Origin of the sequence: Pseudonocardia sp. Ae331_Ps2, assembly GCF_001932405.1 — a bacterium.
Lineage (GTDB): Bacteria > Actinomycetota > Actinomycetes > Mycobacteriales > Pseudonocardiaceae > Pseudonocardia.
Genome location: NZ_MCIM01000001.1, coordinates 4913071 through 4935088, shown reverse-complemented (window position 1 = coordinate 4935088; position 22018 = coordinate 4913071). Strand labels below are relative to the sequence as shown.

The 22018-nt window shown below is 74.4% G+C and carries 22 protein-coding genes; 13 read left to right on the top strand and 9 right to left on the bottom strand.

The genetic code is table 11. The features are described 5' to 3' along the window. Nucleotides 1-408: 408 nt before the first annotated feature. The 4 genes from uraD to Ae331Ps2_RS23080 are packed head-to-tail and all read left to right on the top strand — an operon-like array spanning nt 409 to nt 3691. Nucleotides 409-915, top strand: coding sequence for a 2-oxo-4-hydroxy-4-carboxy-5-ureidoimidazoline decarboxylase (uraD, locus tag Ae331Ps2_RS23095; protein ID WP_075306576.1), 507 nt, complete (start codon nt 409-411; stop codon nt 913-915). Then, a complete protein-coding gene (locus Ae331Ps2_RS23090; RefSeq protein WP_020623896.1) occupies nt 912-1217 on the top strand; it encodes a hydroxyisourate hydrolase in 306 nt (101 codons plus the stop codon). Before uraD ends, Ae331Ps2_RS23090 begins: the two co-directional genes overlap by 4 nt. Nucleotide 1218: 1 nt before the next feature. Continuing rightward, complete coding sequence (gene pucL / locus Ae331Ps2_RS23085; protein ID WP_020623895.1) at nt 1219-2133, top strand: factor-independent urate hydroxylase; 915 nt, start codon at nt 1219-1221, stop codon at nt 2131-2133. Between the two features lie 34 nt (nt 2134-2167). After that, a complete protein-coding gene (locus Ae331Ps2_RS23080; RefSeq protein ID WP_075306577.1) occupies nt 2168-3691 on the top strand; it encodes a nucleobase:cation symporter-2 family protein in 1524 nt (507 codons plus the stop codon). Between the two features lie 45 nt (nt 3692-3736). On the opposite strand, the gene Ae331Ps2_RS23075 is transcribed toward Ae331Ps2_RS23080, so the two are convergent. From Ae331Ps2_RS23075 to Ae331Ps2_RS23055, 5 genes are all read right to left on the bottom strand, one after another. Beyond that, nucleotides 3737-4633 carry a type IV toxin-antitoxin system AbiEi family antitoxin domain-containing protein gene (locus Ae331Ps2_RS23075; RefSeq protein WP_075306578.1) on the bottom strand — a complete coding sequence of 299 codons (897 nt, stop codon included), beginning with the start codon at nt 4631-4633 and terminating at the stop codon, nt 3737-3739. A gap of 323 nt (nt 4634-4956) precedes the next feature. Then, nucleotides 4957-5778 carry an IclR family transcriptional regulator gene (locus Ae331Ps2_RS23070; RefSeq protein ID WP_075306579.1) on the bottom strand — a complete coding sequence of 274 codons (822 nt, stop codon included), beginning with the start codon at nt 5776-5778 and terminating at the stop codon, nt 4957-4959. Between the two features lie 9 nt (nt 5779-5787). Next, nucleotides 5788-7215, bottom strand: coding sequence for an allantoinase AllB (gene allB, locus Ae331Ps2_RS23065; protein ID WP_233147530.1), 1428 nt, complete (start codon nt 7213-7215; stop codon nt 5788-5790). Next, a complete protein-coding gene (locus tag Ae331Ps2_RS23060; protein WP_075306580.1) occupies nt 7212-7946 on the bottom strand; it encodes an aspartate/glutamate racemase family protein in 735 nt (244 codons plus the stop codon). Before Ae331Ps2_RS23060 ends, allB begins: the two co-directional genes overlap by 4 nt. Beyond that, nucleotides 7946-9484 (bottom strand): NCS1 family nucleobase:cation symporter-1, encoded by a 1539-nt coding sequence (locus Ae331Ps2_RS23055; protein WP_075311840.1) that lies wholly within the window; start codon nt 9482-9484, stop codon nt 7946-7948. The genes Ae331Ps2_RS23060 and Ae331Ps2_RS23055 overlap by 1 nt, the downstream gene beginning before the upstream one ends. A gap of 225 nt (nt 9485-9709) precedes the next feature. On the opposite strand from Ae331Ps2_RS23055, the gene Ae331Ps2_RS23050 reads away from it, so the two are divergent. From Ae331Ps2_RS23050 to alc, 6 genes are read left to right on the top strand one after another with little or no spacing between them, the layout of a single operon-like run. Beyond that, the gene (locus Ae331Ps2_RS23050; RefSeq protein WP_075306581.1) at nt 9710-10102 is read left to right on the top strand and encodes an amidase; all 393 of its coding nucleotides are present in this window, start codon (nt 9710-9712) and stop codon (nt 10100-10102) included. A 37-nt stretch (nt 10103-10139) separates the two neighbouring features. Continuing rightward, the gene (locus Ae331Ps2_RS23045; RefSeq protein ID WP_075306582.1) at nt 10140-10928 is read left to right on the top strand and encodes a hydroxypyruvate isomerase family protein; all 789 of its coding nucleotides are present in this window, start codon (nt 10140-10142) and stop codon (nt 10926-10928) included. After that, nucleotides 10925-11821 carry an NAD(P)-dependent oxidoreductase gene (locus Ae331Ps2_RS23040; RefSeq protein ID WP_075306583.1) on the top strand — a complete coding sequence of 299 codons (897 nt, stop codon included), beginning with the start codon at nt 10925-10927 and terminating at the stop codon, nt 11819-11821. Before Ae331Ps2_RS23045 ends, Ae331Ps2_RS23040 begins: the two co-directional genes overlap by 4 nt. Further along, complete coding sequence (gcl, locus tag Ae331Ps2_RS23035; RefSeq protein WP_075306584.1) at nt 11818-13608, top strand: glyoxylate carboligase; 1791 nt, start codon at nt 11818-11820, stop codon at nt 13606-13608. Before Ae331Ps2_RS23040 ends, gcl begins: the two co-directional genes overlap by 4 nt. Further along, entirely contained in the window at nt 13605-14771 is a 1167-nt protein-coding gene (locus Ae331Ps2_RS23030) for a glycerate kinase (RefSeq protein ID WP_075306585.1), read from the top strand. Before gcl ends, Ae331Ps2_RS23030 begins: the two co-directional genes overlap by 4 nt. After that, complete coding sequence (alc, locus tag Ae331Ps2_RS23025; RefSeq protein WP_075306586.1) at nt 14768-15760, top strand: allantoicase; 993 nt, start codon at nt 14768-14770, stop codon at nt 15758-15760. The genes Ae331Ps2_RS23030 and alc overlap by 4 nt, the downstream gene beginning before the upstream one ends. 31 nt (nt 15761-15791) lie before the next feature. Here alc and Ae331Ps2_RS23020 read toward each other — a convergent pair whose 3' ends face one another. From Ae331Ps2_RS23020 to Ae331Ps2_RS23005, 4 genes are all read right to left on the bottom strand, one after another. Further along, entirely contained in the window at nt 15792-16277 is a 486-nt protein-coding gene (locus Ae331Ps2_RS23020; RefSeq protein ID WP_075306587.1) for an STAS domain-containing protein, read from the bottom strand. A gap of 342 nt (nt 16278-16619) precedes the next feature. Continuing rightward, entirely contained in the window at nt 16620-17138 is a 519-nt protein-coding gene (locus Ae331Ps2_RS23015; protein WP_075306588.1) for a hypothetical protein, read from the bottom strand. Next, nucleotides 17135-17335, bottom strand: coding sequence for a hypothetical protein (locus Ae331Ps2_RS23010; protein WP_075306589.1), 201 nt, complete (start codon nt 17333-17335; stop codon nt 17135-17137). The genes Ae331Ps2_RS23015 and Ae331Ps2_RS23010 overlap by 4 nt, the downstream gene beginning before the upstream one ends. Before the next feature lie 278 nt (nt 17336-17613). Further along, nucleotides 17614-18153, bottom strand: coding sequence for an oxaloacetate decarboxylase (locus Ae331Ps2_RS23005; RefSeq protein WP_233147529.1), 540 nt, complete (start codon nt 18151-18153; stop codon nt 17614-17616). A gap of 134 nt (nt 18154-18287) precedes the next feature. Here Ae331Ps2_RS23005 and Ae331Ps2_RS23000 point away from each other — a divergent pair, with 134 nt between their 5' ends. From Ae331Ps2_RS23000 to Ae331Ps2_RS22990, 3 genes are all read left to right on the top strand, one after another. Beyond that, on the top strand, nt 18288-19235 hold the full coding sequence (locus Ae331Ps2_RS23000) for an acyl-CoA desaturase (protein WP_043281069.1): 948 nt from the start codon (nt 18288-18290) through the stop codon (nt 19233-19235). A gap of 163 nt (nt 19236-19398) precedes the next feature. Next, entirely contained in the window at nt 19399-21396 is a 1998-nt protein-coding gene (locus Ae331Ps2_RS22995) for an MFS transporter (protein WP_233147528.1), read from the top strand. Further along, the gene (locus Ae331Ps2_RS22990; protein WP_075306591.1) at nt 21389-22015 is read left to right on the top strand and encodes a TetR/AcrR family transcriptional regulator; all 627 of its coding nucleotides are present in this window, start codon (nt 21389-21391) and stop codon (nt 22013-22015) included. The genes Ae331Ps2_RS22995 and Ae331Ps2_RS22990 overlap by 8 nt, the downstream gene beginning before the upstream one ends. Nucleotides 22016-22018 lie beyond the last annotated feature (3 nt).

Genomic DNA, 22018 nt, shown 5'->3' with positions numbered 1-22018 from the left:
CCGCTCCTTCGGCAGCCGGGTCGGGGGCCGCCGGGGACGAATGCTCCGTCGCGCACCCGTCGCGCACGGTTGCCCGGATGTGACGACTGTGTGACGGCGCAGACCGATGAACCGGATGTTCCGGACATCACGTGACGAGAGATCACCGGCGGTGACGACTGCGTGACGTTCGGGGCGGGGCGGGTGCGCCACGCCGCCGACACGGGCCACCGTGGAGGCCCGGAGCCCCCTGCGCCCCACCGGGATCCGACGACACCCGGTGCCGGGACCGGCACATCGGGACCTCCACCGTGTCCGGACACCGCACGGTGAGCCTTGACACCGCGTCTTCCCGACACCAACACTGACATCGTTCGGAATCACGATTCCGCATCATGAAATGTGCGGAACCGCACGGAAGCAGGGCCCATGTCGGACGCACTGTCCCTCGATCATCTCAACACCGCGCCGCCGGACGAGCTGCGCCCCGTCCTGCGGGCCTGCGTCACCTCGTCCGCCTGGGCCGACCGGTTCCTCGCCGGCCGGCCCTACGCCCGCGTCGACGACGCCGTCGCCGCGGCGGAGAAGGCGGTGCTCGCCCTCGACGCCGCGCAGATCGACGCCGCCCTCGCCGGGCACCCCCGGATCGGCGAGCGCCCCGGTGGCGCGCACGCCGACGGTGCCGCCTTCTCCCGCTCCGAGCAGTCCGGCGTGGACTCCGGGGCGGACACCGCGGCCCGGCTCGCCGCGGGCAACGCCGCCTACGAGCAGCGGTTCGGCCACGTCTTCCTGATCCGCGCCGCGGGCCGCGACGCGGACCAGATCCTGGCCGAGCTGGAGCGCAGGCTGGGCAACGACCCGGCCACCGAGCGCGCCGAGGCCGCTGGGCAGCTGGCCGAGATCACCGCGCTGCGGATGCGGCAGGTGCTGGCATGAGCAGCTTCTCCACCCATGTCCTCGACGCCGCGGCGGGCCGCCCGGCCACCGGTGTCCCGGTGACCCTGACCGGCGCCGACGGGACCGTGCTGGCCTCGGGCACCACCGACGACGACGGGCGCTGGCGCGCCCCGGACTCCGCCGCGCTCACCGCGGGGGTGCTGCACCGGATCACGTTCACGACGCCGAGCCCGTTCTTCCCGGAGGTGTCGATCGCGTTCCGGCCGGAGCGCACCGACCGCCACCACCACGTCCCGCTGCTGCTGTCGCCCTACTCCTACTCCACCTACCTCGGGAGCTGACATGTCCGTCTCGGTCCACCTCGGCGACAACAAGTACGGCAAGGCGGAGGTCCGCGTGGTGCGGGTCGTGCGCGACACCGCCCGGCACGAGATCACCGATCTCAACGTCACCAGCCAGCTGCGCGGCGCGGCCCTGGAGAGCAGCTACCTGACCGGGGACAACTCGAAGGTCGTCGCCACCGACACCCAGAAGAACGTCGTCTACGCCTTCGCCGCCGAGCACGGGATCACCTCCCCCGAGGAGTTCCTCATGCTGCTCGGGGACCACTTCACCGGCGAGTTCGAGTGGATCACCGGCGGGCTGTGGCAGGCCGAGCTCTACGAGTGGGAGCGGATCGTCGTCGACGGCGCGGGGCACGACCACTCCTTCGTCCGCAAGGGCCGCGCCACCCGGCTCGCCACCGTGCAGAAGGTCGGTGGGGCCACCCACGTCACCGCGGGGCTGAAGGACCTCACCGTGCTGAAGTCCACCGGCAGCGAGTTCCACGGCTTCCCCCGGGACCGCTACACGACCCTGGTCGAGACCGACGACCGGATCCTGGCCACCTCGGTCACCGCGCGCTGGCGCTACCTGCCCGAGGCCGTCGCCGCCGGGATCGACTACAACGCCGCCTACGACACGATCGGCGCGGCGATGCTGTCCGCGTTCGCCACCACCCACTCGCTCGCACTGCAGCAGTCGCTCTACGAGATGGGCCGCGCCGGCATCGAGGCGTGCGACGGCGTCGCCGAGATCCGGTTCGCGATGCCCAACAAGCACCACTTCCTGTCCGACCTCTCCCCGTTCGGCCTCAAGAACCCGAACGAGGTGTTCTACGCCGCGGACCGCCCCTACGGCCTGATCGAGGGCACCGTCGTCCGCGACGGCGTGACCCCGGCGCCGGAGGCGTGGACCGACGTCCCGTCGTCGGTCTGACCCATCCCACCACCTCCGCACCGAGGGGACGCCCATGAGCACCGACGACGCGGACGCGCCGGCGACGACCGGCCGACGCACGACCGCCACGACAGCCCCCCGCCCCGAGGACGACCGGCTCGGCCTCGGACCCACGGTGGGCTACGGCGTACAGCACGTTCTCGCGATGTTCGGCGGCGTCATCGCCGTCCCGATCATCATCGGCGGCGCGGCCGGGCTCGACCCCGCGCAGAGCGCCGTCCTGGTGGCCAGCGGGCTGTTCGTGAGCGGGCTCGCAACGCTCCTGCAGACGCTCGGGCTGCCGTTCTTCGGCTCCCAGCTGCCGCTGGTTCAGGGCACCTCCTTCGCCTCGGTGTCGACGATGATCGCGATCGTCGGCGACGACGGCACCGACGGCCTGCGCGTCGTCTTCGGCGCGGTGATCGTGGCCGCGCTGGTCGGGCTGCTCATCTCGCCGTTCTTCGCGAAGGTGGTACGGCTGTTCCCGCCGGTGGTCACCGGGTCGATCATCACCGTCATCGGGCTGTCGCTGATGCCGGTGGCGACCGGGTGGATCACCGGCCGGGAGACGGTCACGGTCGCCGGCGCGACGGTGCCCAACCCCGCGTTCGCCTCGCTGCCGAACATCGCGCTGGCCGCGTTCACCTTCCTGGTCGTGATCGTCGCCAGCAAGATCCGGGTCGTCTCCCGGCTCTCGGTGCTGCTCGGCCTGCTGGTGGGCACCGTCGTCGCCCTGGTGCTGGGGCTGAGCAGCTTCGCGAAGGTGGGCGAGGCGAGCGTGGCCGCCATCCCGACGCCGTTCGCGTTCGGCGGGCCGCTGTTCGAGATCGGCGCGATCGTGTCGATGGTCATCGTCATCCTGGTGGTCATGGTGGAGACGACCGCGGACATCCTCGCGGTCGGCGAGGTCGTCGGGGCCGAGGTGGACTCCCGCCGGGTCGGGGACGGCCTGCGCGCGGACATGGCGGCCTCGGCGCTCGCGCCGGTGTTCAACTCCTTCCCCGCGACAGCGTTCGCCCAGAACGTCGGCCTGGTCGCGCTGACCGGGATCCGGAGCCGGTTCGCCGTCGCCGCGGGCGGGCTGCTCCTGCTGGTGCTGGGGCTCTCGCCGATGGCGTCGGCGGTGTTCTCGGCGATCCCGCAGCCGGTGCTCGGCGGGGCCGGGATCGTGCTGTTCGGCACGGTCGCCGCCAGCGGCATCCGGACGCTCGCCTCGGTCGAGTACCGCAACACCAACAACATGGTGATCGTCGCGGCGGCGGTGGCGTTCGGCCTGATCCCGGTGGTGTCGCCGGACTTCTGGGCGAACTTCCCGGAGTGGTTCGCGACGATCTTCCACTCCGGCATCAGCTCGGCGGCGATCGTCGCGGTGCTGCTCAACCTGTTCTTCAACGTGCTCGCCCCCGGGCGGCCGTCGGCACCGTCGATCGTCGCCGCGGGGCCGCCGGTGCTCGTGCAGACCGGGGAGATCCGGATCCTGTCCTCCGGTGAGGTGCTGGGCCCGGACTCCTACGAGCCGGTCACCGCCAAGCCGGGGACCCAGGTCCGCGACGAGTGATCGTCTCCTCCGAGGGGTCCGGTGCCGGATCCGGCACCGGACCCCTCAGGCGGCGCGATCACCGACGGCCCGCCGGATCCGCCCCACCGTCTCGCCCGGCCGGTCGTGCACGTCCGACCAGGTGAACCGCAGCACCGTCCACCCGGCCGCGACCAGGGCGTTCTGCTTGCGCCGGTCGGTGCGGAACCGCTCCGGGTCGCTGTGCCAGGCCCAGCCGTCGACCTCGACCGCCACCCGCGCCGCGGGGAACGCGAGGTCGACCGTCCAGGGCCCGAACGGCATCGCCCGCACGAGCCCGGGGAGCCGGGCCTCGCGCAGCAGCCGCAGCAGCCGACGTTCCAGGGCCGAGTCCGCCCGGTCCCCCGCCGCGACGAGCAGCCGCACGGCGGCCGCGATGCCCGGGGTGCCGGCCACCCGGCAGTACGCCGCGTACAGCTCGTCGTGGGACACCCACCGTTGCAGCGCCCGGTCCAGGAACGCGGGCCCGTCGGTGCCACCGAGCGCCGCGGCCGCCTCCAGCACGGTCAGCGGCGTCGCGGTCACGACGATGCCCCGGTGGACGACCCGGTCGGCCGGGTCCAGGCTGCGGCGACGCAGACGCACCCCCGGCCGCCGGGCCCGCTGCACCGTCGGCGGGACGGCGAGCAGCACCTCGGCCGGGGCACCGGGGCGCAGCCCCAGCCAGTACGCGGCCGCGGGCCCGGTCACGACGCAGCGGGCGCCGCCCCAGAGCCACGCCGCCCGGACCCGGGTCTCGTCGGTGACCCGGTGACCGGCGACCAGGTAGACCCCGGGGTGCCGCGCCCGCCAGGCACCGGAGGACACCCGCCGGGCCACGGTCCGGGCCGGGACGCCGTGGGCGATCGCCTGGGTCCGGGTGACCAGGCCGCCCTGCCGGACCAGCAGCCGTTCCAGATCGGTCGGATTGGTCGGATCAGCCATCGGGGCAGGGTGGTGGACCGGCCCGGCTCCCGGAGGCGAACGGCGGCCCCGGTTCGCGGGTGCGAACGGCGAGCCCCGGGGCGGGACACCTGGTGATCGCGACGGGCGAGGGGTCCGGTGCCGGATGTGGCACGGAATCCCTCGCTCGTCGCGATCATGCCGGGGCGCCCGGGGCAGGCCGAGCCGTCGCGCCCGGTCGCGATCATGCCGGGGCGGCCGGAGCAGGCCGGGCAGGCGCGCCCGGTCGCGGCCATGCCTGCTCGGCGCAGCATGCCGGGCGGGCGCCCGGGATGTGCGGCGCCTGGGCCTCGGCACCGGGTGGGTCAGACCCCGGCCGCGTCCTGCCGGGCCAGCTCGGCCACCAGCGCGTCGGCGACGGCCTGCAGCTTCGGCACCGCGGAGTCGAGCAGCGCGTCGGTCATCCGGGTCGTGGGCCCGGAGATGGACACCGCGGCGGGCAGCGGCCCGTCGAGCGCGACGGCCACGCACCGCACCCCGAGCTCCTGCTCGCCCTCGTCGACGGCGTACCCGGCGGCGCGGACCTTGTCGAGCTCGGCGAAGTACTCCTCGGGCGAGGTGATCGTGTTGTCGGTGTGCCGCACGAACTCGGTGTGCCGCAGGATCTCCCGCGCCCGCTCGACCGGCATCCGGGACAGCAGCGCCTTCCCGACGGCGGTGCAGTGCGGCGACACCCGTCGTCCGACCTCGGTGAACATCCGCATCGAGTGCCGGCCGGGCTCCTGGGCCACGTAGACGACCTGGTTGCCCTCCAACAGCGCCAGGTTCGCGCTCTCCCCCAGGTCGTCGACCAGCGCGGCGAGCCGGGGCCGGGCCCACATGCCCACCAGGCGTCCCGCGGTGTCGCCGAGGCGCACCAGGCGGGGGCCGAGGGCGTACTCGCGCGAGGACTGCTGGCGGACGTAGCCGCGCCCGGCCAGGGTCCTGACCAACCGGTGGATGGTCGGCAACGGGAGCCCGGAGGTGGCCGCGAGGTGGGACAAGCTGACCGTCCCGCCCGCGTCGGCCATCGCCTCCAGCAGGTCCACGGCCCGCTCCACGGACTGCACGCTCCCCGAGCGGGCCGGTGCGGCCGCGGCGACGTCCGCGGCGGCACCGACGCGACTGTCGGGATCGTTCTTCCGCATGACGGAAGTCTAGCCCTGCTCGGGCGGTGCGGCCGGGACCTCGGAGGCCTCCGGGGCGCCGGGGGTCTCCGGGGCGCCGGGGGCACCGGTCACCCGCTCCACCGAGCCACGGCGCAACAGCCGCCCGTGCGGCTCGCCGGCCACGTCGACGTCGCGGCCGCCCAGGACGGTGCGCCGGACCACGCCGGACAGCGACCGGCCGGCGTAGGCGCTGACCTTGTTCTTGTGGTGCAGCCGCTCCGGGTCCACCACGTACGCGGCGTCGGGTGCGAAGACGACGAGGTCGGCGTCGTACCCCAGCGCGATCCGGCCCTTGGAGCGCAGCCCGACCAGGTCGGCCGGCTTCGAGGCCATCCACTGCACGACCTGCGCCAACCCGATGCCGCGCCGGCGGGCCTCGCTCCACACCAGCGACAGCCCCAGCTGCAGCGACGACACCCCGCCCCAGGCGAGCCCGAAGTCCCCGGAGTCGAGCAGCTTCAGCTCGGCGGTGCTCGGCGAGTGGTCGCTCACGATGCAGTCGATCGTCCCGTCGAGCAGCCCCTCCCAGAGCAGCTCCCGGTTGGACGCCTCGCGGATCGGCGGGCAGCACTTGTGGGTGGTGGCGCCGTCGGGGATCTCCTCGGCGAACAGCGTCAGGTAGTGCGGGCAGGTCTCGGCGGTGATCCGGACGCCGTCGCGGCGCGCGGTCGCGATCATCGGCAGCGCGTCGGAGGACGACACGTGCAGGACGTGCGCACGCGCCCCGGTCCAGCGGGCCCGCTCGATGACCTCGGCGATCGCCAGGTTCTCCGCGCCGCGCGGGCGCGAGCGCAGGAAGGTGTCGTACTTCGCGCCGTGCGGGGTGGGGGCCTTCTCGATGGCCCGGGAGTCCTCGGCGTGCACGATCATGACGGCGTCGAACGTGGCCAGCTCGGCCATGTCGCGCTCCATCTCGTCCGCGTCGAGCGGCGGGAACTCGTCGACCCCGGAGTGCAGCAGGAAGCATTTGAAGCCGAAGACGCCCTCGTCGTGCAGGCCGCGCAGGTCGCCCAGGTTGCCCGGCACCGCCCCGCCCCAGAACCCGACGTCGACGAACGCCTGGTGCTCGGCGACCTTGCGCTTCACCTCGAGTGCGGCGACGTCGACGGTCGGCGGGATCGAGTTGAGCGGCATGTCGACGATCGTGGTGACCCCGCCCGCCGCGGCGGCCCGGGTCGCCGAGGCGAAACCCTCCCACTCCGTGCGGCCGGGCTCGTTGACGTGGACGTGGGTGTCGACGAGGCCGGGGAGCAGCACCTCGTCCTCGACGAGGTCGATCACCCGGGCACCGTCGAGGCCGTTGCCGAGCGGCTCGATGGCGACGATCCGCCCGCCGGTCACACCGATCTCGCGGGGCTGCTCGCCCGCCGTGGTCATGATCCGCTGCCCGCGGACCACCAGGTCGTAGCTGGTCATGGCATCTCCAGGGGGAATCCGGTGATCTTCTTGGTTCGGGGGGCCGCGTAGGTGCGGGCTTTCGAGGTGCTCAGGCGCAGACGCACCAGCGACTCGGCGACGGTCACCGCGGCCTGCACCCCGTCGACGACGGGCACCCCGGTCTCCGCGCGCACCTTCTCCTCCAGGCCCGCCATGCCGCCGCAGCCCAGGCAGATCACCTCGGCGTGGTCGTGCTCGACGGCCAGCCGGGCCTGCTCGACGATCGCGGCGACCGCCCGGTCCGGGTCCTGCTCCAGCTCCAGCACCGCCAGCCCGGAGGCGCGCACCGAGGCGCAGCGCCGCTCCAGCCCGGCCAGCAGCAGCCGGTCGGAGATCAGCGGCACGGTGCGGTCCAGCGTGGTCACCACCGAGTAGCGGTGGCCGAGGTACATCGCGGTGGTCGCGGCGGCCTCGGTGATGTCGACGACGGGCACGTCGAGCATCTCCTGCAGACCCTCCCGGCCGTGCTCGCCGTAGCCGGCCTGGATCACCGCGTCGAACGACTCGCCGGCCGCGGCGTACCGCGCGACGGCGTCGGCGACCCCGACCGCGGCCAGGTAGCTCTCCAGGTTGCCCTCGACCGACTCGGCGCCGAACCGCGGCGTGAGCCCGACGATCTCGGTGCCGGGCGCGGCGACCGAACGCGCCGAGGCGGCGATGGCCTCGGTGACCGAGGCCGTGGTGTTGACGTTGACGACGACGATGCGCACTAGTGCCCCCCGGTGGGTGCGACGGCCAGGGGCTCCCCGGACACCGCGCGGTAGGTCCGTCCGCGCGGGGCGACGAGCACGGTCAGCAGCGCGGCGAGCCCGGCGCCGAGGAACCAGCTGAACGGGGCGACCGGCTCCAGCGCGGGCACGAACCCGACGGCGACGGCGACCAGCGCGGACGGCACGAACACCGCGACCGCCCGCCGGTTGACCCCGCCCCGGTAGTGGTAGGCCGCCCCGCTCGCCTCGGAGTACAGCGCGGGGACGTCGATCCGGCCGCGCCGCACCAGCCAGTAGTCGGCCATCACGATCCCGAACAGCGGCCCGAGCAGCGCGCCGAGCACACCCAGGAAGTAGGTGATCACCAGCGGGGAGTCGTAGAGGTTCCAGGGCAGGATGACGAGCCCGATCAGCGCGCTGACGACCCCGGCCCGGCGGAAGTCGAGGACCTTCGGGAACAGGTTGGACAGGGCGTAGCAGGGGGCCACGAAGTTCGCCATCAGGTTGACCGCGATCGTCAGGATCAGCAGCGCCGCCGAGGCGAGCAGCAGCAGCGGGGTGTTGGGGATGGTGTTGACGACGTCGGCCGGGCTGGAGATGACCTGCCCGCCGATCCGCAGCTGCCCGCCCGCGAGCACCACGACGACGACGCCGAAGAACAGGGTGTTCGGCAGGATCCCCCAGAAGCTGCCGCGCCGGACCGCGCCGGTGGACACCGCGCCGCGGGTGAAGTCGCAGAAGTTGAGGACGAAGGTGCCGTAGATCGCCGTCCACAACGACGCACCGGCCAGGATCTGCACCCACATCGCGCCGCCGGTCAGTGGGTCGGGCACCGACCAGGCGATCTCCCCGCCGGTCTGCCACAGCACCCATCCGGAGAGCACGGCGAGGGTCACCAGCACGATCGGCCCGGCCACCGCCTCGTAGCGGCGGATGCCGTCCATGCCGCGCAGCAGGATCGCCACCTGCACGACCCACAGCACGAGGAAGCAGATCCAGCCCAGCACCGACAGACCGAGGAACGACACCTGCTCCAGCCCACCGGCCGACGGCGCCACGGCCAGGACCATCACGACGAGCACCTGGGTGGCCAGGTAGGTCTGGATGCCGAACCACGCGATCGCGACCGCACCCCGGACCAGGGCCGGGAGCTGCGCGCCACGGACGCCGAAGGAGATCCGGCTCATGACCGGGAACGGCAGGCCGGTCCGGTAGCCCATGTACCCGGCGACGGTGAGCAGCACGAACAGCACCAGCGCACCGATGCCGAGCGAGACCAGGATCTGCCAGGCGCCGAGACCGAGGGCGAACAGGCCGAGGGCGAAGCCGTAGTTGCCCAGGCTGTGCACGTCGACGGCCCACAGGGTGAAGATGTTGTAGGCCTTCCACGACCGCCCCTCGACGGTGGTCGGCGCGAGGTCGCGGTTGTAGAGCCGTGGGCTCGGTGCGTCCGCGCCGCCCGGCGCGACGGGCACGGCGGTCACCTGGTCGTCGGTCGGGGCTGCTGCGGACCGGTCGCTCGTTCCGGGTCCCGTCATCGGGGCCACCTCGGTTCCCACGTCGTGGCGCGTCGGATGTGACGCGCTGGTTTCCGCGATGTGAAACGGATCTCTTGCGGTGCGGAATCACGCTATGGCGCCTGTCACGCAAGCGTCAAGGGGTCACCGACGACAGCGATGCTTGACACCCCCCGGATGCCGTGGTCCGATTCATGCCGCACAACGGAATCACTATTCCGCATTGCGGAAGGATCGGAGGCTCCGGTGACTGCCCTCTTCTGTTCCGGTGACGCGATGCGCGGCGGCCGGCTCCACCACAACGTGTCCGCCCACCCGTTCCTCGGCCAGGTCCGGACCGCTCCGCACTACCGCATGTACTCGGTGCGCGACGAGTTCCCGGCCCTGCTGGAGGACCCCGCCGGCGGCGTACCGCTGGCCGGGGAGATCTACGACGTCCCGCTCCGGGCGATCCGCACCGACTTCCTGCCCGACGAGCCGCCGGAGCTCGAGCTCACCGTGATCGAGCTCGACGACGGACGCGACGTCCTCGCCGTCGGGCTGCGCCCCGGCGTGCTGGAGCGCCAGCGCGCCGAGCTCACCGACATCACCACCCACGGCGGCTGGCGTGCCTACAAGGGACTGCCCGAGCCCGCCTGAGAACCGCACCGCCCGTCCTCAACGAGGAGGCCCCTTCGTGCGCTACACCGTCAACTGCTCCATCGTCCTCGGTGACCTGCCGCTGCTGCAGCGTCCCGCGGCCGCCGCGGCGGCCGGCTTCGACGCCGTCGAGTTCTGGTGGCCCTTCGCCGCCTCCGTGCCCGGCGACCGCGAGGTCGACGCCTTCGTCACCGCCGTCGCCGACGCCGGCGTCACCCTCACCGGGCTCAACTTCTCCGCGGGCGACATGCCCGCCGGGGAGCGCGGCATCCTGTCCGACCCCGCCCGCACGGGGGAGTTCGCCGACAACGTCGCCGTCGCCGTCGGCATCGGCGAGCGGCTCGGCACGCTGGGCTTCAACGCCCTCTACGGCAACCGTCGCGACGACCTGGACCCGCGCGTCCAGGACGAGACGGCGCGGGGCAACCTCGCGCTCGCCGCCGACGCGGCCGCCCGGATCGGCGCGGTCGCGCTGCTCGAGCCGGTCAGCGGCGTCGACGCCTACCCGCTGCGGACCGCCGACGACGCCGTCGCCGTGCTCGACCGGGTCGGGTCGCCGCACCTGCGGCTGCTGCTCGACGTCTACCACCTGGCCGTGAACGGCGACGACCCCGCGGCCGCGATCGACCGACACGCCGACCGGATCGGCCACGTCCAGATCGCCGACTCCCCCGGCCGCGGCGAGCCCGGCACCGGGGACCTGCCGATCACCGACCTGCTCGCCCGGGTCGTCGCCGCCGGCTACGACGGGCCGGTCGGCCTCGAGTACAAGCCCGTCACCGCCGACCCGTTCGGCTGGCTGGTCGGACAGGGAGCGTCCGCATGAGCAGCACCGACACCCGCACCGTCGCGTTCATCGGGCTCGGCATCATGGGTGGCCCGATGGCCCGCCACCTCGTGCGCGCCGGGCACGACGTCGTCGGCCACAACCGCAGCCCGGGCAAGGCCGAGGCGCTCGCCGCGGACGGCGGCCGCGCCGCGGCGACGGTCGCCGACGCGGTGGCCAAGGCCGAGGTCGTGGCGCTGATGCTGCCCGACTCCCCCGACGTCGTCGACGTCTGCACCCGCGACGGCGGGGTGTTCGACACCGCCGAGCCCGGCACCCTGGTCGTCGACTTCTCGACGATCCGGCCCGACGTCGCCCGGGACCTGGCCGCCCGTGCCGCCGAGCGCGGCCTGCGGATGCTCGACGCCCCGGTCTCCGGCGGCCAGGCGGGCGCCGAGAACGCCGCACTGTCGGTCATGGTCGGCGGCGACGGGGCGGACGTGGCCGCGGCCCGACCGCTGCTCGACGTCGTCGGGAAGACCGTCGTGCACGTCGGCCCGTCCGGGGCCGGGCAGACGGTCAAGGCCGCCAACCAGCTGATCGTCGCCGGGAACATCGCCCTGCTCGCCGAGGCCCTGGTGTTCCTGCAGGCGCACGGCGCCGACCTCGACGCGGCCGTCGAGGTGCTCGGCGGGGGCCTCGCCGGGTCGAAGGTCCTCGACCAGAAGGCGCCGACGATGCTCGCCGGGGACTACGCCCCCGGCTTCCGGATCGACCTGCACCACAAGGACATGGGCATCGTCGCCGACTCCGCCCGGGAGGCCGGTGTGGTCGCCCCGGTGGCCGCGCTCGTCGCCCAGCTCGTCGCCGCGACCCGTGCCGCCGGCGACGGCGGGCTCGACCACTCCGCCCTGCACCGCACCGTCCGCCGCCTGAACGGGGACCTGTCATGACCCGGATGACCGCGGCCGAGGCCGCCGTCCGCATCCTGGAGGCCGAGGGCGCCACGCAGGCGTTCGGCGTCCCGGGCGCGGCGATCAACCCCTTCTACGCGGCGATGCGCGCCCGCGGCACGATCGGCCACGTCCTGGCCCGCCACGTCGAGGGCGCCTCGCACATGGCCGAGGGCTTCACCCGGTCCGGTCCGGGCAACATCGGCGTCTGCATCGGCACGTCCGGCCCGGCGGGCACCGACATGGTCACCGGGCTGTACTCGGCGTCGGCGGACTCGATCCCGATCCTGGCGATCACCGGACAGGCGCCGGTCGCGCGGCTGCACAAGGAGGACTTCCAGGCCGTCGACATCGCGGCCATCGCCGCACCGGTCACCAAGATGGCGATGACCGTGCGCGAGGCCGCGCAGGTGCCGGGCGCGTTCGCGCAGGCATTCCACCTCATGCGGTCCGGCCGGCCGGGGCCGGTGCTGATCGACCTGCCGATCGACGTGCAGCAGACCGTCATCGACTTCGACCCCGACACCTACGCCCCGTTGCCGGTGCACCGTCCGGCGATGACCGGCCCGCAGGCGTCGCGGGTGCTGGATCTGCTCGCCGAGGGCGAGCGGCCGCTGATCGTCGCGGGCGGCGGGATCGTCAACGCCGACGCCTCGGCCGAGCTCGTCGAGCTGGCCGAGATCCTCGGCGTGCCGGTGGTCCCGACCCTGATGGGCTGGGGCACGATCCCCGACGACCACCCGCTCGCCGCCGGGATGGTCGGCCTGCAGACCGCGCACCGCTACGGCAACGCCACGTTCCTGGACTCCGACGTCGTCGTCGGGATCGGGAACCGGTGGGCCAACCGGCACACCGGCGGGCTCGACACCTACCGGCGCGGGCGCCGGTTCGTGCACGTCGACATCGAGCCGACGCAGATCGGGCGGGTCTTCGCCCCCGACTACGGCGTGGTCTCCGACGCCGGGGCCGCGCTGCGCGCCCTCCTGACCGAGGCCCGCCGCCGTCGCGACGCGGGGACCCTGCCGGACCGCAGCGCCTGGGCCGAGTCCTGCCGCGAGCGGAAGGCGACGCTGCTGCGGCGCACCGACTTCCCGCACGTGCCGATCAAGCCGCAGCGGGTCTACCAGGAGATGAACCGGGTGTTCGGCCCGGAGACCCGCTACGTGACGACGATCGGGCTGTCCCAGATCGCGGCCGGTCAGTTCCTGCACGTCTACCGGCCCCGGCACTGGGTCAACTGCGGCCAGGCCGGACCGCTGGGCTGGACCATCCCGGCGGCGCTGGGCGCCGTCGTCGCCGACCCGTCGACCCCGGTCGTCGCGCTCTCGGGCGACTACGACTTCCAGTTCATGCTGGAGGAGCTCGCCGTCGGCGCCCAGTTCGGGCTGCCCTACGTGCACGTCGTGGTCAACAACTCCTACCTGGGGCTGATCCGGCAGGCACAGCGCGCGTTCGACATGGACTTCGAGGTCTCGCTGGCCTTCGACAACATGCACGCCGACGAGGAGCTCACCGGTCTGCCGAAGGGCTACGGCGTCGACCACGTCCGCGTCGCGGAGGGTCTGGGCTGTGTGGGGCTGCGGGTCACCGACCCCGACGAGCTCGCCACGACCCTGCGCCGGGCGTCGCAGCTGGCCCGTGAGCACAAGGTGCCGGTCGTCGTCGAGGTGGTGCTGGAGCGGGTCACGAACATCGCGATGGGCACCGAGATCGACGCCGTCACCGAGTTCGAGGACCTCGCGCAGACCCCCGCCGACGCCCCGACCGCGCTGGCCCACCTCAGGTGAGCGCGATCCTGCTGGCTCCGGACAAGTTCAAGGGCTCGCTGGACGCCGCCGCCGTCGCCGCCGCGCTGGCGGCCGGGATCACCGACGCCGACCCGGGCCGCCCGGTGCGTCGCTGCCCGGTCGCCGACGGCGGGGAGGGCACGGTCGCCGCGGCACTGGCCGCCGGCTGGGAGCCGGTCGCGACCGTCGCGACCGGACCCACCGGGGCTCCGCTGACGGCCGTCTGGGCCCGGGCCGGGGCGTCCGCGCTGGTGGAGCTGGCGTCGACGGCCGGGCTCGCGGTCCTGCCCGGCGGGGTGCGCGACCCGGGCGGCGCGGGCACCGAGGGGCTGGGGACCGTGCTGGCCGCGGTGCTCGACGCCGGGTGCACCGACGTCGTCGTCGGGCTCGGGGGCAGCGCCACCACCGACGGCGGCGCCGGGCTGCTGCGCGGGCTCGGCGCCCGCGTGCTCGACGCCGACGGCGCCGAGGTCGGGCGGGGTGGCGCGGCGCTGGCCCGGGCCGACCGGCTCGACCTGTCCGGGCTGCACCCGCGGCTGCGGGACCCGGCCGTCCGGGTCCGGCTCGCCGCCGACGTCGACAACCCGCTGCTCGGCCCGCACGGCGCCGCGGCCGTCTACGGTCCGCAGAAGGGCGCCGACGCCGGCGGGGTCGCTGCGCTCGACGCCGCGCTGGCCCGCTGGGTGCGCGTGCTCGACGCCGCCACCGGCGGGGACCCGGCCACCCTGGCCGCCGCGCCGGGGGCGGGTGCCGCAGGGGGCGCCGGGCTCGCGCTGACCGCGGTCTGCGGTGCGCGGGTCGTCCCCGGCGTCGGTACCGTCCTGGAGCTGACCGGCTTCGACGACGAGCTGGCCGGCGCCGGTCTCGTCGTCACCGGGGAGGGCAGGCTGGACACCCAGACCCTGCACGGCAAGGCCCCGGCCGGGGTCGCCGCGGCCGCCCGGGCAGCCGGGGTCCCGGTCGTCGCCGTCGCCGGGCAGGTCACGCTGGACGCGGCCGCGCTGCGGACCGCGGGGTTCGCCGGGGCCTACGCCCTGACCGACACCGCGCGCGACCAGCACGACGCCGTCGACCGTGCCGCCGAGCTCCTGCGCCTGCTCGGCGCCCGGATCGCCGCCGACCACCCGTCCCCCACCCGTCCGATGATCAGGAGCAGACCGTGACCGACCCCTCGCTCATCGACCTGGCCTCCCGCGCGCTCGGCGGCTCCGTCGTCGCCGCGAACGACGAGTTCTTCGCCCAGCGCGAGAACCTCATCACCGCCGCGCCGCCCCGCTTCGACCCCGACGAGTTCGGCCTCAAGGGCAAGGTCTACGACGGCTGGGAGACCCGCCGTCGCCGCGAGCCCGGCCACGACTGGGCGCTGGTCCGCCTGGGCGCGCCGGGCGTGGTGGACCACGTCGTCGTCGACACGTCCTGGTTCAAGGGCAACTACCCGCCGGAGATCGCGGTGGAGGCGACCGCCGTCGACGGCCACCCCTCGCCCGACGAGCTGGAGAAGGCGCCCTGGCACGAGATCGTGCCGCGCTCGGCCTGCGCGGGGCACACGGCGAACGTCTACCCGGTGACCGACACCCGCCGGGCCACCCACCTGCGCCTGATCATGCACCCCGACGGCGGGATCGCCCGGTTCCGGGTGCTCGGCCGGGTGCTGCCCGACCCGCGGTTCCTGGAGGGCACCGTGGACCTGCTCGCGGCGGAGAACGGCGGGCACGTCACGGGCTGCTCCGACGAGTTCTACTCCTCCCCCGGCAACCTGCTGCTGCCCGGGAAGGCGCGGCACATGGGCGAGGGCTGGGAGAACGCCCGGCGCCGCGACGGCGGCAACGACTGGGTCGAGTTCGCCCTCGCCGCGGGCGGGGTGCCGCGGCACGTGGAGGTCGACACGACCTGGTTCGTCGGGAACGCGCCGGGCTGGGTCTCGATCAGCACCCGCGACGAGCGCACCGGCGGGTCGTGGACGGTGCTGCGGGACCGCGAGCGGGTGCAGCCCGACACCCGGCACCGGTTCCTGCTGCCCGGCGCCACCGCGGCCACCCACCTGCGCCTGGACGTGTTCCCCGACGGCGGGCTGTCCCGGCTGCGTTGCTGGGGCGAGCTCGACGACGACGGCGCGGCCGCCGTGCGCCGCGCCCACGACGCGGCGGGCTGAGGGCCCCGGCCCGACCCCGGGCCGGTCGCGGTCAGGTGGCGGAGGAGACCGGCCGGTCGTCCGTGCGGTCCCTGCGGTCCCCCGTGCGGTCGTCGCCGGCCCGGCGCGGTCCGGGCACGGTCCCGCCCTCGCCAGCGGCGCCGGGGCGGGCCGCGGTCAGTGTCCGGACGGCGACCTCGGCGGAGGGGAAGGCGCTGCACCGCTGCAGGACCTGGCGGGCACGCAGCGGCAACAGCTCCGCCCGGCCGCCGCACCCGGCCAGGTGCAGCCGCACGCCGTCGGCACGCGAGCGGGCGACGACCGCACCGAGCAGCTCGGTGGCGGGCCCGTCGAAGGCGTTGACCCCGGCGAGGTCGACGACGAGATGGCCCGGGATCCGGCCGCACCGGGTCTGGGCGTCGAGCATCCGGGCCAGTGCCTCCACGCCCGGACGGTCCAGCCACCCGGACACCCGGACCAGCCGCACCCCCGGCCCCGCCGTCTCGACCGCCAGCCCGATCGCCGTCTGCCCCGCCACGTCCGCCTCCTCGCTCGTGCCGGGCCCACCGTGGGACCGGCACCAGCGACCTTCCCGGTGATCCACGGGCTACACGCGCACCGCCGGCTGGATCGATACCGTCGCCCGGTTCGGGGAAAGCGGACCAACCGGGCCACCCCACGTGATATACATCACCTCGCGTGGCCGGCCGGTCGGCACCGGCAGCCTCAGCCCCGTCGCGGGCCACGCAGCCCGAGGACCCACCACCCGTCGCTGGGGAGCGGACGGGTGGTCGCCCCGGCCGGGGCCGGCGGATTCGGGACCGCCGACCCCGGCCGACACGGGCCGCACGGGCGGGGCGATCGCACCGCCCGTCGGGACTCAGGCCGGGCGGTGCCCGGTGCCGGGTGCGGGCCCGCCCACGGCGCGCCGCAGGTGTCGCGGGACACCGGCCGACCCCAGGGCCGACTCCCTGGCCGACTCCAGGGGGTGCAGCCGGTCGGCGCCGACCGCGGGCCGGACCGGCGCCGGGCGCAGCCGGTCGTGCGCCGCGGCCGTGAGCAGCTCGACCACGGCCTCGAACGACGGGTACCGCCCGTCCGGCAGCGGGACGAGCTGCTCGCGGACCAGGCCGCTCACCCCCCACGCCTCGGCCTCGGCGAGGATCTGCCAGCGATGGGCGGGCCAGCGCAGACCGGCCAGCACGCGTCGGAGGTTCTCGCGCAGCCGTTCCAGGTCGGCCGACGACACCGGAAGCGGGTCGGCCGGCGGGAGCACGGTCCGGGCGGGCGGCGCGGTTCGGACATGCGGTGCGGGCCGGCCGGGCGGCACGGTCCGGGCGCGCGCGACCGGCGCGGGGACCGGGCGCAGCGTGCGTCCCGGCACGGGGAGCGCGCTCATGCGACCCACCTCGTCTCCAGCTCGGGCTGCTGCGCCCCGCTGCACGCCGGGTCACCGTCGAGGTGACGGTAGGAGAAGGCGGGCTTCTCCAGCGGCGCGGTGGGGTCGGAGTGCCGGAAGATCCGACAGACCGAGCCGTCCGCGACCGACGACCAGCATCGTTCGCAGATGCGGAGCCGGGGAGTGTTCTGCTGCACGATCCACCGCCTGGGGCGATTCCGGGACCCTGCCGGCGCGCCCCGTTCCGGTCGACGTCCGCAGGTCGGCAAGGTCATCTGCACCAAGTGTGGTGGACGACATATCGCCCCGCCACTCGTGACCGTGTAGTGCCAACCTCTCCGCGGCGGAATGTGTGCGGCGGGCGGCGGCCGGGGAACCGGTCAGCCGCCGTCGGCGCGGTAGCGCTGCTCGAGCTCGCGGACCTCCCCGAGCCCGGCGAGCTCGGCGAACGCGTCGAGACCGCCGAGCCGGTCGATCAGCGACACCGGTGTGCCCTCGGCACGCAGCCGCTCGAGCAGCTCCCGCATCCCGGCCGTCGCCGCGAGCAGGGTGCCCACCGGGAACAGGACCAGGGCGAATCCGAGCTCGGCGAGCCGGTCGCGCGACAGCGGCGGGGTGCGGCCGCCCTCGGCCCGCACCGCTTGGGCATGACCTGGTCCTCCAGGTGCAGCGCGGCGACCCCGGCCCGTTCGTAGTCGCGGACGGTCCGGATGACGTTGAGCGGGTTGCCGTAGCCGGTGTCCGCGTCGGCGATCAGCGGGAGGTCGACGGCGTCGGCCAGCCTGCCCGCGTGCGCGGCCATCTCCGCGCCTCCGAGCAGCCCGACGTCGGGGCGGCCGAGCAGCCCGGCCGTCGTCCCGAACCCGGTCATGTAGACGACGTCGAACCCGGCCTGCTCGACCAGCCGCGCGGACAGCGCGTCGTACGCGCCGGGGGCGAGCACCGGGGTGCCGGCGTCGAGCAGGGCACGCAGCCGGGCCCGCCGGTTCCCGGGTCGGCCGAGGAGGTCCGCCACGGCGAGGTCCCTTCGTCGAGCTCCGATGGTGTCCCGCGCCGGCCCCCGGCCAGACCTGAGAAGTCCTCACTCAGGTTACGTGAGGGGGGTTGTCCCCACTGTCCGTTCTGGTGCGAGCCGGAACCATCGTGGGCGTGACCGACACCCGGCCCGCGCCGCGCTCGGACTTCTCCGACCGGCTCCGCCATCCCGTACCGCACCTGTTCGTCTACGCGTTCGCGATCGTCCCGGCGGTCGCGCTCGTCGCCGCCGTCCCGCTCGCCTGGGGCTGGGGGCTGACCTGGCTCGACGCCGGCCTCGCGCTCGGCCTGTACGTCGTGTCGATGCTGGGGGTGACCGTCGGTTTCCACCGCTACTTCACCCACGGCTCGTTCACCGCGAACCGGCCCCTGCGGATCGCGCTCGCCGTCGCCGGCAGCCTCGCCGTGCAGGGGCCGGTCCGGCACTGGGTGGCCGACCACCGTCGTCACCACGCCTACGCCGACGCCGAGGGCGACCCGCACTCGCCGTGGCGCTACGGCACCTCCCCCGCCGCACTGGTCCGCGGCTTCTGGCACGCCCACATGGGCTGGATCTTCGACCGGTCGCTGACCGACCAGCGCCGCTTCGCCCCGGACCTGCTCGCCGATCCCGACATCGACCGGGTGCACCGCGGCTTCACGGTCCTGACGATCCTGTCCGTGTTCGGGCCCGGCGTCGTCGGCGGCCTGGTGACCTGGTCCTGGTGGGGAGCGTTCACCGCGTTCTTCTGGGCCGGGCTGGTCCGGGTCGCGGTCTCGCACCACGTCGCGTGGTCGACCAACTCGATCTGCCACCTCGTCGGCGAGCGGCCGTACAAGGCACGGGACCGTTCCACCAACGTCTGGCTGCTCGCCATCCCCAGCATGGGCGAGTCCTGGCACAACCTGCACCACGCCGATCCCACCTCGGCCCGGCACGGTGTCGGCCGCGGCGAGATCGACATCTCGGCCGGCACGATCCGGCTGTTCGAGAAGCTGGGCTGGGCGTGGAACGTCCGCTGGCCGACCGAGAAGCGCCTGGCCAAGCTGGCCGTCCGGCCGGACGAGCCCGCCACCGCCTGAGCCCGTCGCCGCCCGGGTCCGCCCCCGGCGCGCGGGCTCCCGGCGCGGAGCTCACGCGGCGGCACGGGCGGCTCGGGCCGACCGGGCCGCATCGGTGCAGAGTGTGCGCCGACGCACGATCGGCAAACTTGCACAGTCTGCATCTTTGCGTCAGAATCGTTGCGTGACGTCAACTACCCGCCCCGCGCGCACCCCCGAGGAGGCCGCGGCCCACCGCCGCGACGTACTGCTCCCCCTGACCGGCCTCCTGATGGCGCTGTTCGTCGGCGTGCTGTCCAGCACGATCGTGTCGAACGCGCTGCCCCGGATCCTGGGCGACCTCGGCGGGACGCAGGCCGAGTACACGTGGGTGGTCTCGGCGTCACTGCTGGCGATGACGGCCTCGACCCCGATCTGGGGCAAGCTCGCCGACCTCTACTCCAAGAAGCTGCTGGTCCAGGCCGCGATCGGGATCTTCCTGGTCGGCTCGCTGCTCTGCGGGCTGGCGGTCTCCACCGGACAGCTCATCGGCTTCCGGGTCCTGCAGGGCCTCGGCATGGGCGGTCTGCAGGCCCTGACCCAGGTCGTGATCGCGGCGATCATCACCCCGCGCGAGCGCGGCCGCTACATGGGCTACCTCTCCGGGATCATGTCGATCGCCGTCGTCGGCGGGCCGCTGCTCGGCGGCATCATCGTCGACTCGCCGCTGGGCTGGCGCTGGTGCTTCTTCGTCGGCGTCCCGCTGGCCGCGCTCTCGCTGCTCGTGCTGCAGCGCACCCTGAACGTGCCCACCCCCGTCCGTGCCGACGGCGAGCGCGTCAGCATCGACTACCTGGGTGCCACCCTCATCGCCGCCGCGGTGTCGGCGCTGCTGCTGTGGACCTCGTTGGCCGGCAAGCAGTTCGCGTGGGCCTCGCCCACCTCGTTCGGCCTGATCGGCGCCGGCCTGGTGCTGCTGGTGGCCGCGATCGTCGTCGAGCGACGGGCGAAGGACCCGGTCGTGCCGCCGTTCCTGTTCCGCGACCGCACCGTCGTGCTCGCCACCGTCGCGAGCCTGTTCGTCGGCGTCGCGATGTTCGGCTCCACGATCTTCCTGTCGCAGTACTTCCAGCTCGCCCGGGGTGCCACGGCCACCGAGGCCGGGCTGCTCACGCTGCCGATGATCGTCGGCATGTTCGGCGCGTCGAACATCGCGGGCCAGCTCATCAGCCGCACCGGTGTCTGGAAGCGCTACCTCGTCGGCGGTGCGGTCTCGCTGACCGCGGGCCTGTCGCTCGGCGCCGCGGTGATCTCCTCGACCGCGCCGTACTGGCTGGTCGCGGTCGCGATGGCGCTGGTCGGCATCGGCGTCGGCAGCACCCAGCAGAACCTCGTGCTCGCCGTGCAGAACACCGTCGCGCTGCGGAACATGGGCGCCGCGAGCTCCACGGTGACCTTCTTCCGCTCGCTGGGCGGTTCGGCCGGTGTCGCCGGGCTGGGCGCGCTGCTCGCCTCCGTGGTCGGCTCCCGGACCGCGGCCGGGCTGGCCGAGGCCGGCGTCGACGGCGGGGCGGCGGTCGGCGGCGGCCAGGTTCCGCACCTGGGCGACCTGCCCGAGCCGGTGCGCTCGATCGTCATGGAGGCCTACGGGCACGCCACCTCGATGATCTTCCTGGTGGCGGCGCCGCTCGCCGCACTGGCACTGCTGGCGATCCTGGCCCTGCGCGAGGTGCCGCTGCGCGACACCCTCGACATCGAGAAGCCGGCCGACCCCGCCGCCGGGGCCACCGTCACCCCGGTCCCGCCGACCGGTCCGTCGGGTCCGTCCGGTCCGGTGCTGCACGGGTTCGTGCGGGCCGACGGAGCCCCGGCGGGCGGTGCCGTGCTGACCGTCCTCGACCCCACCGGCGACGAGCTCGGCCGGACCCGCGCCGACGCCGACGGGCACTACCGCATCTGCGTCGCCACCGGGATCGTGTCCACCGTGTACCGCTGGGAGGGCCGCCCCGCCGCGCGCCGGGTCACCGTCGGTTCGGACGGGCTCCGCCTCGACGTCGACCTGCCGACCGGCACACCCGTCGACGGCCCCACCGACGGCACGGCCGACGGCACGGCACGGACCGGCGGGCAACCGGGCCGCCACGAGCTCGTCTCGGTCATCGAGGCGCCCGAGCGCGAGCGGACCGGAGCCGACCGTGGCTGAGCAGGCCGCCCCCGGGCGTCGCGAGCGCAAGAAGGCCGCCACCCGCGCCGCGCTCGCCGGTGCCGCGCTGCGGCTGTGCAGCGCCCGCGGGCTGGACGCGGTGACCGTCGAGCAGATCGCCGACGCCGCCGACGTCGCGCCCCGCACCTTCTTCAACTACTTCACCTCCAAGGAGGAGGCGGTCGTGGCGGCCAACGAGTCGGCGGCGGACACCCTGCTGACCGCGTTCACCGCCCGCCCCGACGACGAGCCGGTCACCGAGTCGCTGCGGCACGCACTGCGCGCCGTGGTCACCGACCCCGGCTACCTCGACCGGGTGCAGGCGCTGCGGGCGCTGCGGGGGCACCCGACGATCGTCGCGCACCAGCTGGCCGTGTTCGCCGCCCAGGAGCGGGCGCTGGCCGAGGCCGTCGTCACCCGGACCGGGTCCGACCCGGCCCGCGACCTCTACCCGACCCTGGCCGCGGCCGCCGCGGTGACCGGGCTGCGCGTCGCGGTGCAGCACTGGCTGGGCGACCACGGCGTGGACCCGCGCTCGCCGACGCTGCCCCAGCTGGTGGACGAGGTCATGGCCGTGTTCGACGCCGGCCTGCGCGCGCTGGCGGGGGTCCCGGCCTGACCC

Coding starts and splice junctions, on each gene's coding strand:
- Ae331Ps2_RS23075 (WP_075306578.1), bottom strand. CDS start 4,633: ATGGCTGATCCGACCAATCCGACCGATCTGGAACGGCTGCTGGTCCGG.
- Ae331Ps2_RS23055 (WP_075311840.1), bottom strand. CDS start 9,484: ATGACGGGACCCGGAACGAGCGACCGGTCCGCAGCAGCCCCGACCGAC.
- gcl (WP_075306584.1), top strand. CDS start 11,818: ATGACCCGGATGACCGCGGCCGAGGCCGCCGTCCGCATCCTGGAGGCC.
- Ae331Ps2_RS23015 (WP_075306588.1), bottom strand. CDS start 17,138: ATGAGCGCGCTCCCCGTGCCGGGACGCACGCTGCGCCCGGTCCCCGCG.
- Ae331Ps2_RS23040 (WP_075306583.1), top strand. CDS start 10,925: ATGAGCAGCACCGACACCCGCACCGTCGCGTTCATCGGGCTCGGCATC.
- uraD (WP_075306576.1), top strand. CDS start 409: ATGTCGGACGCACTGTCCCTCGATCATCTCAACACCGCGCCGCCGGAC.
- allB (WP_233147530.1), bottom strand. CDS start 7,215: ATGACCAGCTACGACCTGGTGGTCCGCGGGCAGCGGATCATGACCACG.
- Ae331Ps2_RS23080 (WP_075306577.1), top strand. CDS start 2,168: ATGAGCACCGACGACGCGGACGCGCCGGCGACGACCGGCCGACGCACG.
- Ae331Ps2_RS23070 (WP_075306579.1), bottom strand. CDS start 5,778: ATGCGGAAGAACGATCCCGACAGTCGCGTCGGTGCCGCCGCGGACGTC.
- Ae331Ps2_RS23090 (WP_020623896.1), top strand. CDS start 912: ATGAGCAGCTTCTCCACCCATGTCCTCGACGCCGCGGCGGGCCGCCCG.
- pucL (WP_020623895.1), top strand. CDS start 1,219: ATGTCCGTCTCGGTCCACCTCGGCGACAACAAGTACGGCAAGGCGGAG.